The organism is Frigoribacterium sp. Leaf8 (genome assembly GCF_001421165.1).
GTDB lineage: Bacteria > Actinomycetota > Actinomycetes > Actinomycetales > Microbacteriaceae > Frigoribacterium.
Genome location: NZ_LMKB01000001.1, coordinates 393,184 through 405,235, shown reverse-complemented (window position 1 = coordinate 405,235; position 12,052 = coordinate 393,184). Strand labels below are relative to the sequence as shown.

Annotated in this window: 13 protein-coding genes; 6 read left to right on the top strand and 7 right to left on the bottom strand. The window is 73.4% G+C overall.

Going from position 1 to position 12,052, the window contains the following annotated elements:
- Positions 1–9: 9 nt before the first annotated feature.
- On the bottom strand, positions 10–1,209 hold the full coding sequence (locus ASL10_RS01930; protein WP_056043780.1) for a Fic family protein: 1,200 nt from the start codon (positions 1,207–1,209) through the stop codon (positions 10–12).
- A gap of 141 nt (positions 1,210–1,350) precedes the next feature.
- Between ASL10_RS01930 and ASL10_RS01925 the strand changes: the two genes are divergently transcribed.
- From ASL10_RS01925 to ASL10_RS01920, 3 genes are read left to right on the top strand one after another with little or no spacing between them, the layout of a single operon-like run.
- A complete protein-coding gene (locus ASL10_RS01925) occupies positions 1,351–1,995 on the top strand; it encodes an FMN-dependent NADH-azoreductase (RefSeq protein WP_056044538.1) in 645 nt (214 codons plus the stop codon).
- 50 nt (positions 1,996–2,045) lie between these two features.
- Complete coding sequence (locus ASL10_RS15800; RefSeq protein WP_157485182.1) at positions 2,046–2,222, top strand: hypothetical protein; 177 nt, start codon at positions 2,046–2,048, stop codon at positions 2,220–2,222.
- Between the two features lie 50 nt (positions 2,223–2,272).
- Complete coding sequence (locus ASL10_RS01920; RefSeq protein ID WP_056043777.1) at positions 2,273–3,271, top strand: aldo/keto reductase; 999 nt, start codon at positions 2,273–2,275, stop codon at positions 3,269–3,271.
- A gap of 27 nt (positions 3,272–3,298) precedes the next feature.
- On the opposite strand, the gene ASL10_RS01915 is transcribed toward ASL10_RS01920, so the two are convergent.
- Positions 3,299–3,871 carry a phosphatase PAP2 family protein gene (locus ASL10_RS01915; protein WP_056043774.1) on the bottom strand — a complete coding sequence of 191 codons (573 nt, stop codon included), beginning with the start codon at positions 3,869–3,871 and terminating at the stop codon, positions 3,299–3,301.
- Positions 3,872–4,005: 134 nt separating this feature from the next.
- Between ASL10_RS01915 and ASL10_RS01910 the strand changes: the two genes are divergently transcribed.
- Positions 4,006–4,899: an SDR family oxidoreductase gene (locus ASL10_RS01910; RefSeq protein ID WP_056043770.1), complete on the top strand. Its 894-nt coding sequence runs from the start codon at positions 4,006–4,008 to the stop codon at positions 4,897–4,899.
- 269 nt (positions 4,900–5,168) lie between these two features.
- Here the strand turns inward: ASL10_RS01910 and ASL10_RS01905 are convergent, their stop codons facing one another.
- The 3 genes from ASL10_RS01905 to ASL10_RS01895 all read right to left on the bottom strand — a co-directional run bounded on the left by ASL10_RS01905 (position 5,169) and on the right by ASL10_RS01895 (position 7,563).
- Complete coding sequence (locus tag ASL10_RS01905) at positions 5,169–6,026, bottom strand: NAD-dependent epimerase/dehydratase family protein (protein WP_056043767.1); 858 nt, start codon at positions 6,024–6,026, stop codon at positions 5,169–5,171.
- On the bottom strand, positions 6,023–7,018 hold the full coding sequence (pip, locus tag ASL10_RS01900; RefSeq protein ID WP_056043764.1) for a prolyl aminopeptidase: 996 nt from the start codon (positions 7,016–7,018) through the stop codon (positions 6,023–6,025). The genes ASL10_RS01905 and pip overlap by 4 nt, the downstream gene beginning before the upstream one ends.
- A 119-nt stretch (positions 7,019–7,137) precedes the next feature.
- Positions 7,138–7,563: a DUF1810 domain-containing protein gene (locus tag ASL10_RS01895; RefSeq protein ID WP_056043763.1), complete on the bottom strand. Its 426-nt coding sequence runs from the start codon at positions 7,561–7,563 to the stop codon at positions 7,138–7,140.
- A gap of 126 nt (positions 7,564–7,689) precedes the next feature.
- On the opposite strand from ASL10_RS01895, the gene ASL10_RS01890 reads away from it, so the two are divergent.
- A complete protein-coding gene (locus tag ASL10_RS01890; RefSeq protein WP_056043760.1) occupies positions 7,690–8,829 on the top strand; it encodes a GNAT family N-acetyltransferase in 1,140 nt (379 codons plus the stop codon).
- A 70-nt stretch (positions 8,830–8,899) separates the two neighbouring features.
- On the opposite strand, the gene ASL10_RS01885 is transcribed toward ASL10_RS01890, so the two are convergent.
- Positions 8,900–9,577 carry an SIMPL domain-containing protein gene (locus tag ASL10_RS01885; protein WP_056043759.1) on the bottom strand — a complete coding sequence of 226 codons (678 nt, stop codon included), beginning with the start codon at positions 9,575–9,577 and terminating at the stop codon, positions 8,900–8,902.
- A gap of 52 nt (positions 9,578–9,629) precedes the next feature.
- Entirely contained in the window at positions 9,630–10,343 is a 714-nt protein-coding gene (locus ASL10_RS01880; RefSeq protein ID WP_082460069.1) for an alpha/beta hydrolase, read from the bottom strand.
- A gap of 98 nt (positions 10,344–10,441) precedes the next feature.
- Between ASL10_RS01880 and ASL10_RS01875 the strand changes: the two genes are divergently transcribed.
- A complete protein-coding gene (locus tag ASL10_RS01875; RefSeq protein ID WP_056043756.1) occupies positions 10,442–10,990 on the top strand; it encodes an NUDIX hydrolase family protein in 549 nt (182 codons plus the stop codon).
- Positions 10,991–12,052 lie beyond the last annotated feature (1,062 nt).

Below are 12,052 nucleotides of genomic sequence, written 5' to 3'. Positions count from 1 at the left end.
CCGAGGGGCTCAGCTCAGCACGGTGGCCTCGCCTCGGCGTCCCGAGCGTGCCGCGAACGCGTCCAACGCCTCGAGGACATCGTCCGCGCGCCAGATGGTGCCCATCTTGTACTCGGCCTTCTCCTTCAGCACTCCCGATTCGACCAGCCGTCGGAGCAGGGGGTAGACGTTGCTCGGGGCGAGCGAGAGCCGGGAAGCGGCCGTCGTGGCGTCGAGGACGGGTTGGTGGACGAGCAGGTCGAGCAGGCGCCAGACCGACGAGTCGCTCCGCGCGGTGACGCGGGTCGACCAGGATGCCCGGACGTCGTGGAGCTCGTCGACGAGCGTCCGGGCGTTCGCGACTGCCCGGAGGGACGCCTCGGCCGTCAATCGCACGATGGGGTCGAGTTCACCTGCCCGGTACGCCGTCAAGGCTCGGTGGTAGGCATCGACGTCGGTCAGCAGGCCTGCCGAGACCGGCACCGTCACGGACCGCGTGACCCCCTTGGACCGCAGCATCGCCTGGGTGAGGGAGCGCCCCGTCCGACCGTTTCCGTCGGTGAACGGATGGATCGTCTCGAACTGGGCGTGCGTCACGGCCGCCTGGACGAGGACGGGCAGGTCGTCGCGTCGTGCGAATTCCAGGCAGTCGTCGAGGAGTCCGGGGACCCGCGCGCTGACCGGGGCGACGAACTCGGCACCGAGGGGGCTGGCACTGCTCCGACCGATCCAGACCTGCTCGTTCCGGAGGGCGCCCGGAGTGTGTCGTGGGTCCGCAGCCATCAGCGTGGCGTGCATCGTGAGGACGGACGCCCTGGTCAGTTCGTCCGCCAGGTCGATCGCGGCCGACATGGCGCGTGTGTTCGCCGCGATCAGGGTCGCGTTGCGCTTGCGTTCATCCCCGAGCTCGGCCGAGAACACGGATCGGGCGTTGGCGGTCAGGTTCTCGATGCGCGACGAGGCGAGGGCCTCGCTGCGGAGCAGCAGCGGGGCGAAGGCCGCCACTTCGCCGCCGAGGGTGGCATCGAAGCGAGTCAGTTCGAGAGAGGCGTCCTCGGCCAGAGCGCGGACCTCGGGCGACGGAGCGGGGTCGAGTGCGCCGATGAGGGGCGGCACCGCCGCGCGGAACACGGTCGACCCGAACGGCTCGGCACGGAATCCGGCCGTCGGGCGACCGGACGGCACCCATGCGACCTCTTCGTGGTCGAGCGGCGGCCAGGTGGCGGTCACGGCACCTCACAAGTCAGAATCCGAGCGCGTACTTTTATGACTTATCACCTCAAGTCATAATTCGCTGGCACGAGATTATGGTGTCTCCACCCGGTGTGCAACCTCGCCGACCGTGTCGGTCGCCCCGGCTACGGTGGGCGCATGCCGAACCTGCTCCACCTCGACTCGTCCGCCGACCTCACGACGAGCCGCTCCCGTGCGATCACCGCGGCGTTCGCCGACGCCTGGCGCGACCTCGGCACCGACCACACGGTCACCCGCCGCGACCTGCACGTCGACCCGCTGCCCCACCTGAGCGACAGCTCGTTGCACTGGCCGCCGCGGCTCCGGCAGCCGGACGACGCCCCCGATCCCGCCCACGAGGCCCTGCAGCAGGCCCTGATCGCCGAGCTCGTCGCCGCCGACGTCGTCCTGATCGGTGCCCCGCTCTACAACTACTCGCTGCCCTCGACGCTCAAGGCCTGGGTCGACAACGTCCACCTGCCCGGCGTCACCGCGCCCTTCGACGGCGACGACCAGCAGCCGATGCTCGGACGACCCGCGGTCGTGGTGACCAGCCGCGGCGGCGCCTACGACGACGGCACGCCCACGGCCGGCTGGGACCACGCCACCCCGGTCCTCGAGATCGTCCTGGGGGCCACGCTCGGCATGCGCGTCGAGACGATCGCCACGAACCTCACGCTCAGCGACCGGCTGCCCATGCCCGAGGCCGCCCGCGAGCGAGCGACGCGCGAACTGCGAGAGGCGAAGGAGGCGGCGGTCGCCTCGGCTCGTCGCCTCGGGTGACCGTGTCGTCGCGTCGACGAGGCGGCCGTAGGGCCGGGGCCGCACGCCGCGTGAAGTCGGTCGTCGCGCGCGTGTTCGGCATGCTGGCCGCGGCTCTCGCGATCGTCGGGCTCGTCCGGCTCCTGCAGGGGCAGGCCGGGTTCGGGGCGGCGTTCCTCTTCGCGGCGTTCGTCTCGGTCGTCGTCGCCTACGCGCTGGTCCGCAGCGTGAACGCGTCGCGCCGCTGAGCCCTCGCAGTCTGGGCGGGTCGACGTGCGGCGTGGCTAGGCTCGACGGCATGCAGAGCCGCACCCTCGGAACCCGTTCACCCTTCCTCGCCGACCGTCCCGTCTCGGTCATCGGTCTCGGCACCTGGCAGCTCGGTGCCGACTGGGGCGACGTCAGCGAGAGCGACGCGCTCGACGTGCTGGGCGCCTCCGTCGAGTCCGGGGTGACCTTCTTCGACACCGCCGACGTGTACGGCGACGGGCGCAGCGAGCAGATCATCGGGCGCTTCCGTGCGTCGAACCCCGACGTGCCCCTCACGGTCGCGACGAAGATGGGCCGTCGGCTCGACCAGGTGCCGTCGAACTACGTCCGCGACAACTTCGTGGCGTGGACCGATCGTTCGCGCCGCAACCTCGGCGTCGACACGCTCGACCTGGTGCAGCTGCACTGCCCGCCCACCCCCGTCTTCGAGAGCGATGCGGTCTACGACGCCCTCGACGAGCTGGTCGAGAACGGTGCGATCCGTGCCTACGGCGTCAGCGTCGAGGAGACCGCCCAGGCCCTGACCGCCATCGCCCGACCGAACCTCGCGACCGTGCAGATCATCTTCAACGCGTTCCGTCTCAAGCCCCTCGACGAGGTGCTGCCGGCCGCGCGACGGGCCGGCGTCGGCATCATCGCGCGCGTCCCCCTCGCCAGCGGGTTGCTGTCGGGCAAGTACACGACCGAGACGACCTTCGCCGAGAACGACCACCGCACGTACAACCGTCACGGCGAGGCCTTCGACCAGGGTGAGACCTTCAGCGGTGTCGACTTCGAGCAGGGCGTCGCCGCCGCGCAGGAGTTCGCCGCGGCCGTCCCCGACGGCGTCACCGTGCCGCAGGCCGCCCTCGCGTGGATCGTCGAGCAGCCGGGCGTCAGCACGGTCATCCCCGGAGCGCGCAACGTGGCGCAGGCCACGGCGAACGCCGCGGCCGGCAGCGTCGGCGAGCTCGACGACGGGCTCGACAGCGAGGTCGTCCGCATCTACGACCAGTACTTCCGCGAGGCCGTCCACCCCCGCTGGTAGACCGGGTGCCGGCGGGCCGGCCCGGGGTCAGCGCCCGCGCGGTGCCGACACGAGTCGGCCCAGCAGTGCGACGCCCGACCCGATGAGCAGCCCGCCGACGACGTCGGACGTCCAGTGCGCCCCCACGTGGAGGCGCGACCACGAGACCGCACCGGCCAGCGGCAACAAGGCTGCCGCGGCTCCCGGCGACTCGATGGCGACGCCCGTCACGAAGCCGGCGGCACAGGCCGCGTGGCCGGAGGGGAACGACGCGGACAGCGGCTGGCTGCGTAGACGTCGCTCGATCGGGACGTCGTCGATCAGGGGCCGGTTGCCGCCGAAGATGCGCTTGCCGACGATGTTCGCCATGGCACTGGCGAAACCGAGCGACAGGGTGCCCCGCACCGCGGCACGACGCTGGCCGACGAGGGCGAGTCCTGCGGCGACCGCGGCCCACAACAGTCCGTGGTCGGCGAAGTGGCTGAGGCGGCTGAGGTTGCGGTCGACGACCGGCACTCCCCTGACCGAGTTGATGCGTTTCGCGGCCCGTCGGTCGGCGCGCAGCACCCAGGCGGGCAGGACCTGACGGGGAGTCTCGGAAGGCAGTGGCAGCAGGGGCACGCGACCACCGTATCTTTCCCCGGGGGTGGTGCCGCGCCTCCTCGGTTCCTGTCGTCGCTCCGCGCCGCCGACGTCACCCCCGACCGGGGTACAAGCTGGGCCGGCACGCTCGCTCCGCCGCGTACACCGGGGGCATGGCAGACAACATGTACACCCCGCAGAACCCCGTCACCCAGTACCCCCAGCCTCCGTTCGAGCACCAGCAGCAGAGCGCTCCCGGCGACGTCCACGCCATGAAGCCCGAGCCCGACCACGGCGAGACCAGCTACGTCGGCAGCGGTCGCCTGGCCGGTCGCAAGGCCCTCGTCACCGGTGCCGACAGCGGCATCGGCCGCGCGACGGCCATCGCCTTCGCCCGCGAGGGTGCCGACGTCGCGCTGAGCTACCTCGCCGAGGAGCAGTCCCAGGCCGAAGAGGTCGCCGCACTCGTCCGCGAGGCCGGTCGTACCGCCGTGCTGTTGCCCGGCGACTTGCAGGTCGAGCAGACCAACGTCGACGTCGTCGAGAAGACGGTCGCCGAGCTCGGCGGCCTCGACATCCTGGCGATCATCGCCGGCGTCATGCCGACCGTCAGCAGCATCGACGACTTCGAGACCGAGACGCTCGACCACGTCCTCAAGGCCAACATCTTCCCGCTGTTCTGGTTGACCAAGGCCGCCTCGACGCACCTGAAGCCAGGGGCCTCGATCATCACGACCTCGTCGATCCAGGGCTTCCAGCCCTCGCCCGACCTCGCCGAGTACGCCGTGTCGAAGGCCGGCATCGCCAACTGGACCCGCGCCATGGCCCAGCAGCTGGCCGAACGCGGCATCCGCGTCAACGGCGTCGCGCCCGGCCCCGTCTGGACGCCGCTGCAGCCCGCCTTCGTGCCGAACGAGAAGATCGAGAGCTTCGGCTCGGAGGCCGCCTACGGCCGCCCGGGCCAGGCCGTCGAGCTCGCCCCGTCGTTCGTCTTCCTGGCGAGCCAGGAGTCGAGCTACATCAGCGGCGAGACCATCGCCGTGACGGGTGGCACGCCGATCCACTGATCACCCTCCGCCCTCGAGGACGCCGTCCAGTGGACCGGGCCCCGCGACACCACGCGGTGCCCGGTCCGCTGGGCGGCGTCCTCGCGCGCGAGGCGGGCGAGGCGGGCGACGTGACCCCCCAGTCCGGACCGGCGGGCGTGGGCCCACCCGGCCCGTACCGGCGGGCGTGGGCCCACCCGGCCCGCACCGGCGGGCGTGGGCCCACCCGGCCCGCACCTGCGGGCGTCGGTCCGACAGGCCCGCATCGCCTGGCCCGGGCTGGGCCCGGCTCAGGGGTGCCGCACGCCCTCGCCCGCGATCACGGCCCGGTACCCCTCGCGGAAGGTGGGGTACTCGAAGGTGAACCCCGTGCCGCGCAGTCGTGCGTTCGACAACCGCTTGTCGCCGCCCGCCTGACGACCCCGAGGAGGTGCGCTCGGCGGCACGGGCGACCCCAGTTCGTCGGCCACGAACGTCAGCACGTCGTCGAGCCTCGACGGCTCGTCGTCGACCCCCACGTACAGGACGTCGGTCGGCGCCGAGGTGGTGGTGAGGTGCACGATCGCGGCCGCCGCGTCGTCACGGTGGATGCGGTTCGTGTGGGGGGAGCTGCCGGCCGGCTCGGCCAGTCGCGCGTCACCGTCGCGCACCTGGGTGATCAGTCGCTCCCGGCCCGGGCCGTAGATGCCGCCGAGGCGCAGGACGATGCCGTCGGGACGACGCGCGTGCAGCAGGGCCTCGGCCTCGAGGATGACCTCGGCCGTGGGGGAGGCGCCGGTCGCCGGCGTGGTCTCGTCGACGACGCTGCCGTCGTCGACGTCGTACACGGCGGTCGACGAGACGAACAGCACCCGGGCGTCGGAGGCCCCCGCCTCGTCGAGCGCGTCGAGGACGTTCCGCAGGCCGTCGACGTAGGACGCCCGGTAGGTGTCGACGTCGCGGGACCCGGCCGAGAGGGCGACGACGACGATCTCGGTGTCGTCGGGCAATGGGGGCCGGGTGGCGCCGAGGTCGATCGACACGCCGTCGATCGACGCGGGCAGCTTCTCGGCCGAGCGACGAAGCCCGAGGACGTGGTGCCCCAGGGCCGCGAAGCGCAGGGCCGCCTCGGTGCCGAGGTCGCCGCAGCCGGCGAGGACGACGGTCATCGGCTCGCCTCGTCACGCGAGGGCGTCGACTCGGACGCGAAGCGGTCGGTCGCCGAGATGAGCGCGTCGAGGATGCCCGGCTCGTCGAACGCGTGGCCGGCGTCGTCGACCAGGACGAACTCGGCGCCGGGCAGGGCGGCGTGCAGGTCGAAAGCCGTCGTCGCCGGCGTGCACAGGTCGTAGCGGCCCTGCACGATGACCGTCGGGATGTGCGAGACGAGGTGAGCGTCGCGGATCAGCTGGCCCTCGTCGAGGAAGCCGCGATGGACGAAGTAGTGGTTCTCGATGCGGGCGAAGGCCAGCGCGAACGCCGGGTCGGAGTACCGCTCGACCAGGTCGGGGCGGGGCAGCAGGGTGATCGCCGAGGCCTCCCACGACGACCAGGCCACGGCGGCGGGCCCGTGGACGGCGGGGTCGGGATCGGCGAGGAGTCGCGCATAGGCCTCGATCAGCCCGCCGGGGCGTCGCTCGTCGGGGGGCACCGGGGCGAGGTAGCCCTGCCACCGGTCGGGCAGGACGTTCGACGCCGCGCCCTCGTAGAACCAGTCGAGCTCGCTCTGTCGCAGGGTGAAGATGCCGCGCAGCACGAGCTCGGTGACGCGGTCGGGGTGGGTCTCGGCGTAGGCGAGCGCGAGGGTCGAGCCCCACGAGCCGCCGAACACCTGCCAGCGGTCGATGCCCAGGTGCTCGCGCAGGGTCTCGAGATCGGCCACGAGGTGGCGGGTCGTGTTCGTCGAGAGGTCGGTGCCGAACGTGCCGGCGTGGGGTGTGCTGCGACCCGCCCCACGTTGGTCGAGCAGCACGATGCGGTACCGGTCGGGGTCGAACAGGCGGCGGTGCGCGGGTGAGGACCCGCTGCCGGGCCCGCCGTGCAGGAAGACCACCGGCTTGCCGTCGGGGTCGCCGCATTCTTCCCACCAGACCTTCTGGCCGTCGCCGACGTCGAGCAGGCCGGAGTCGTGGGGTTCGATCTCGGGGTAGAGCTGGCGCATGCGGACGAGCGTAGCCGGGGGAGCCGACACCGGCAGGGGAGGCGCGGCGCCTGGGGGCGACGACCCGCGCCTCCTCGTCCGGGGAGGAGCCGTCGCCCGACGGACGGTCGCGGACGGGCTCAGAGGCGGGCGACGGTCAGGTCGTCCTCGACGCCGTCGAACCAGCGATCGAGCACGGCCCGGAACTCGGGTTCGGCCGGGTCGGCCCGGGCGAACAGGGTCATCGACGAGCGCAGCTTGAGGGCGTCGATCCCGCCCATCAGCTCGCCGGCGCTCGCGGCGTCCGCCCGGGCCGCGACGCCCGCCGCCTCGCGCAGGCGCGGGCCGAGCAGGGGATGGGCGAGGTAGGCCCGCGCCTCGTCGAGCGATCGGATCGCGTAGGTGCGGTCCATGCCGCTGCGGCCGAGGCCGGCGATCTGCGGGAAGACGAACCACATCCAGTGCGAGGTCTTCCGCCCGCGGCGCAGTTCGGCCAGGGCCTGGTCGTGGGTGCCGCCGGCGTCCTGCGCGTCGACGTACCGTCCGAGGTCGAAGGGATCGCTCATCGCCCCGTTCTACGCGCCGCGGGTCGAGCCGTCTCCCCCCTGGCGCGGAGGCCGAGGACGGCGCTACCCTGGTCGGCTGCCCTGCCGGGCGGCGGACCACGTCCCCGCCTCGACCCCGGAGCCCCCGTGACCGACATCGTGATCGACGAGATCGTCGTGCCCGACACCCTCGAGCCCCGTTCCGACGCCGGAGCCGACGCCGATGTCGGCCACGACGCCGAACCCAACCGCGCCGCACGCGTCGCCGCCTACGTCGAGGCCATCGGCCTCGAGAACGCCGTCCAGGCCGAAGTGCTCGGCTTCGGCGACCTCGACTTCGGCCCGGCCGAACAGTTGCCGCAGTGGCACGACCGGTTCACGCCGCGGCGGTTGTTCGTGGTGCGGTCCGGTGGTCGCATCGTCGGACAGGCCACCTACGAGACGCTCGCCGACCCGACCGTCACGACCTGCTGGCTCTGGGTCGCCGTCGCCCCCGAGCACCGCCGCCGGGGGCTCGGCACGGCCCTGCTCGACCACGTCGAGGCCGTCGCCCGCGCGGCGGGCAGGACCGACGCGATCTCCTTCGTCGCGTCCGGCCAGGGCTCGCGCCCCGACCCGGGCGACCGCCTCGAGGCCTCGACCGGTCACGGATGGGTGCCCCGCGCCTCCTCGGAGGTCCGGTTCGCGCTCTCGCGCGGCTACGCGCTCGGCCAGGTCGAGCGCATCAGCCGCCTGCCCCTGCCGGTCGACGAGGAGGCGCTGGCCGCGATCCGCTCCGAGGCGCTCGCCGCGGCGGGGGACGAGTACCGCGTCCACACCTGGTCCGGCCCCACGCCTCCGCGCTGGCGGTCCGACGTCGCGGCGATGGCGACCGCGTTGAGCACCGACGCACCGACGGGTGACGTGCCGGAGCCCGAGGACGTCTGGACCGTCGACCGCCTGGTCGAGGCCGAGCAGCGACGCGCCGCGAGCGGGCGGGCCTCGCTGACCGCGGCGGCCGAGCACGTGCCGACCGGCCGACTCGTCGCGTGCTCCGACCTCGCGGTGCCCGACGACGCGTCGCGGCCCGCCATGCAGCAGATGACCCTCGTGCGGCGTGAGCACCGCGGGCACCGGCTGGGCTGGCTCGTCAAGGTCGCCAACCTGGACCGACTCGTCGTCGAGAAGCCGGGACGCCCGTCCGTGCTGACCTTCAACGCCGAGGAGAACCGGCCCATGCTCGCGGTCAACGAGGCCGTCGGGTTCGTGCCGATCGGCGTCGAGGGAGTGTGGCACCGGCTGCTGTGAGGCGGGAGGCGGGAGGCGGGAGGCGGGAGGCGGGAGGCGGGCCTGCCGGTCGGTCGGGCCCGGAGACGGGTCAGGCGACGAAGTCGGCGCTGACCTCGGCGGTGACCTCGATGTCGTCCGGGTGCAGGTCGAACGTCACGGGGCCGCCCGACGAGAACGTCGCGACGGCACGGGCCAGGCCGAACGGGCTGCCCCCACCGGGCGCGCCGGGCCGCAACCCCGGCTCGAAGACCGACTGCAGCGTCGGCCGACCGAGCCCGAGCGCCCCGGCGTAGTCGCCGGCCCGGGTGACCGCGTCGGCGATCGCGGCGACCCGCACGGCCTTCTCGACCTCGGGCCGGCGGTCGTGGCTGAGCGACCACTCGATCCACTCGACGGTGACGCCCGGTTCGACGGCGACGTCGCCCACCCACGACGCCAACGCGTCGAAGTCGCTGAACCGCACGTCGACGGCGGCCCGGGTGCGGAACCGCACCACCGAGGAGGCGCGGGTCGCGTCGGCCCCGTCGCCCCGGTCGGTCGTCGCCTCGGTCTCGACCGCGACCGTGACGCTCTGTGCGCTCCACCAGGTGGCGGCCTCCTGGCGGCGCCAGGCAGTGGCCTGTTCGGTGAGGCGGGAGTGCACCGCGGCGGTGTCGCGGACGACCTCCTCGCGGTCGTCGCCGTCGAAGCCCACGGCGAGGTGGACGACGCCGCGCTCGGCACGGTGGCGGTGGGTGGCGGAACCGGACACCGAGAGCGTCGCCATCGCGCGCCTCCTTCGTTCGTCGGGTGGTGCGGGGCCGGGTGGGGCCCGGTGGTCAGTCGGCGGAGGCGGCCTCGCCGGCCACCACGGAGGCACCGCCGTCGACCACCGGCGCGGCGGTGACGCGACCGATGAACGCGTTGAGGTCGTCGAGTTCTTCTTGCGAGATGCCGTGGGCCAGCCCGGGGTAGACGGTCTGCTCGGCGTCGGCGTGCGTCTCGAGCCAGGCGGACGTGCGCTCGACGGCGTCGGCGGGGATGACCTGGTCGACGTCGCCGCGACCGTAGAAGACGGCGGGGCGGGCGGCCGTGACGGCGTCGTCGCGTGCGGCCGCGCGCTCGAGCGTGGCGTCGTCGCCCGCGGCGGGGACCACGAACCCGGCGAGCACGGCCGCGAACGCGAACCGCTCGGGCGCGTGACGGAGCAGCTGCAGCGAGAGCGACCCGCCCTGCGAGAACCCGAGCAGGCTGACGGACGGATGGTGCGCCCCGAGCGAGTCGAGCCAGGCGAGCACGGCCTCGGCCGCGTCGTCGACGGCGCCCGGATCGGGTGCGCCGGGAGTCGACAGCGGGTACCACGAGAAGCCGTCGCCGTGGGGCAGTGGTGCCCGCAGCGACGCGACCACGAACTGCTGCGGCAGGTAGGGGGCGAGCGCGATCAGGTCGCCCTCGTGCGAGCCCACGCCGTGCAGCAACACGAGCAGGGGACGCCCGTCACGCTCGGCCTCGACGGCGGACCACTGGACGAGGGACGGGTCGATCTGCACCATGGGCCGAGCCTAGCGACGGGTGCCGACATCGGGGCCGGTGCTGTTCGCCCGTAGCGTCACGTCACGCGATCGGGCCCCCGAGCCGGTAAGAATGGCCCATGAGCTCCGTGCGGACACCCGACCCCGACCCCAATCCCGGCTGGCTCTCGGAGGACGAGCTCTTCCAGGCGCGGCAGCACCTGCCGATCCTCTACGTCGAGGCCGTGCCCGTGCGGACCGACGGCCTCGGGGTCGTGACCGAGGTCGGGGTGCTGCTCCGCGCCTCCGACGAGGGGTCGATCTCGCGCATGCTCGTGTCGGGCCGGGTGATGTACGGCGAGAGCCTGCGCACCGCGCTGTTCCGCCACCTCGAGAAAGACCTGGGGCCGATGGCCTTCCCCCAGCTGCCGCCGTCTCCGGTGCCGTTCCAGGTCGCCGAGTACTTCCCGCTGCCCGGTTCGTCGGTCTACACCGACCCTCGTCAGCACGCGGTGTCGCTCGCGTACGTGGTGCCCGTCACGGGCACGTGCGACCCGCGGCAGGACGCCCTCGAGCTCACCTGGCTGACGCCGCACCAGGCCGCCTCCGACGAGGTCGCCGCCGAGATGGAGGGCGGGCGCGGCACCCTGCTGCGCAGCGCCCTCGCCTCCGTCGGCGCCCTGCACTAGCGGCGCTCGCAACACCCCCGGCGCGGCGTGACACCCGCGGATCTCGGGGTGTCTCGCCGGTTCGGGGGTGTCGCCCAGCGCCTCTCCACAGGCGAGGAGGCGCTGGCCCCGTCCCTGACGGCGCTCGGCCAGGCTGGACCGATGCGCGACACGTCAGGCCTGCTCATCCGTCGGTCCCGGCTCGTCGACGACGGCGTGGATGCCTCGTCCATCGAGCGGGACGCGCGACGTGGCCTCGCGGTGAGGCTCGCCGCCGGCGTGTACGTCCGGACGGACGACTGGCGGTCGCTCGGCCCGGCGTCGCAGCACACCGCCCGCGTGCACGCGGTGCTGCCCCGGCTCGGACCGGACGCCGTCGTCGCCCACGAGTCCGCCCTCGCCATTCGGGGGTTTCCGCTGCTGGGCGAGTGGCCTCGGAGGGTGCACGTCGTGGCACGTCAGCGCGCTCGTGACAAGGTGACCGGGTCCGTCCACCAGCACGCGGCGCCCCTCGGCGACGGCGAGATCGACACGGTCGACGGGTTGCCGGTGGTGGGTGCCGCCCGCGCGGCCGTCGACAGCGTGCGCCGGCGCGACCTGCGCGGGGCGACCGTCGTGCTCGACCACGGGCTGCACGCGGGTGCGTACGACCGGTCCGCGCTCGAGGCCACCCTGGCCGCACGGCCCGGGGTGCCCGGGCGTCGACGGGCGGCGGTCGCCGTCGCGTTCGCCGACGAGCGGTCCGAATCGCCGGGTGAGTCGCTGAGCCGGGCGGGCATGAGGGCCGCCGGGCTCACGGGGCCCGAGTTGCAGGCCCGGTTCCCGGTGACGGGCCCCCTCATCGGCTTCGTGGACTTCTGGTGGCCGCAGTTCGGCGTCATCGGCGAGTTCGACGGCGAGGTGAAGTACCGCGACGAACGGATGCGGGCCGGGCGCAGCCCCGAGCAGGTCGTGATCGACGAGAAGCGGCGCGAGGACGATCTGCGGGCGCTGCCCGGCGTTCACACCGTCGTCCGATGGACCTGGAGCGACGCCCTGCGCGCCGAGCCCATGGTGCGGGCCCTCGCGCGCGCCGGGGTGCGC

Excerpts from the sequence above, each read along its gene's own strand:
- ASL10_RS01880 (WP_082460069.1), bottom strand. The coding sequence starts at position 10,343 with ATGGTGCAGATCGACCCGTCCCTCGTCCAGTGGTCCGCCGTCGAGGCC.
- ASL10_RS01875 (WP_056043756.1), top strand. The coding sequence starts at position 10,442 with ATGAGCTCCGTGCGGACACCCGACCCCGACCCCAATCCCGGCTGGCTC.
- ASL10_RS01885 (WP_056043759.1), bottom strand. The coding sequence starts at position 9,577 with ATGGCGACGCTCTCGGTGTCCGGTTCCGCCACCCACCGCCACCGTGCC.
- ASL10_RS01905 (WP_056043767.1), bottom strand. The coding sequence starts at position 6,026 with ATGACCGTCGTCCTCGCCGGCTGCGGCGACCTCGGCACCGAGGCGGCC.
- ASL10_RS01920 (WP_056043777.1), top strand. The coding sequence starts at position 2,273 with ATGCAGAGCCGCACCCTCGGAACCCGTTCACCCTTCCTCGCCGACCGT.
- ASL10_RS01895 (WP_056043763.1), bottom strand. The coding sequence starts at position 7,563 with ATGAGCGATCCCTTCGACCTCGGACGGTACGTCGACGCGCAGGACGCC.
- ASL10_RS01925 (WP_056044538.1), top strand. The coding sequence starts at position 1,351 with ATGCCGAACCTGCTCCACCTCGACTCGTCCGCCGACCTCACGACGAGC.
- ASL10_RS01910 (WP_056043770.1), top strand. The coding sequence starts at position 4,006 with ATGGCAGACAACATGTACACCCCGCAGAACCCCGTCACCCAGTACCCC.
- pip (WP_056043764.1), bottom strand. The coding sequence starts at position 7,018 with ATGCGCCAGCTCTACCCCGAGATCGAACCCCACGACTCCGGCCTGCTC.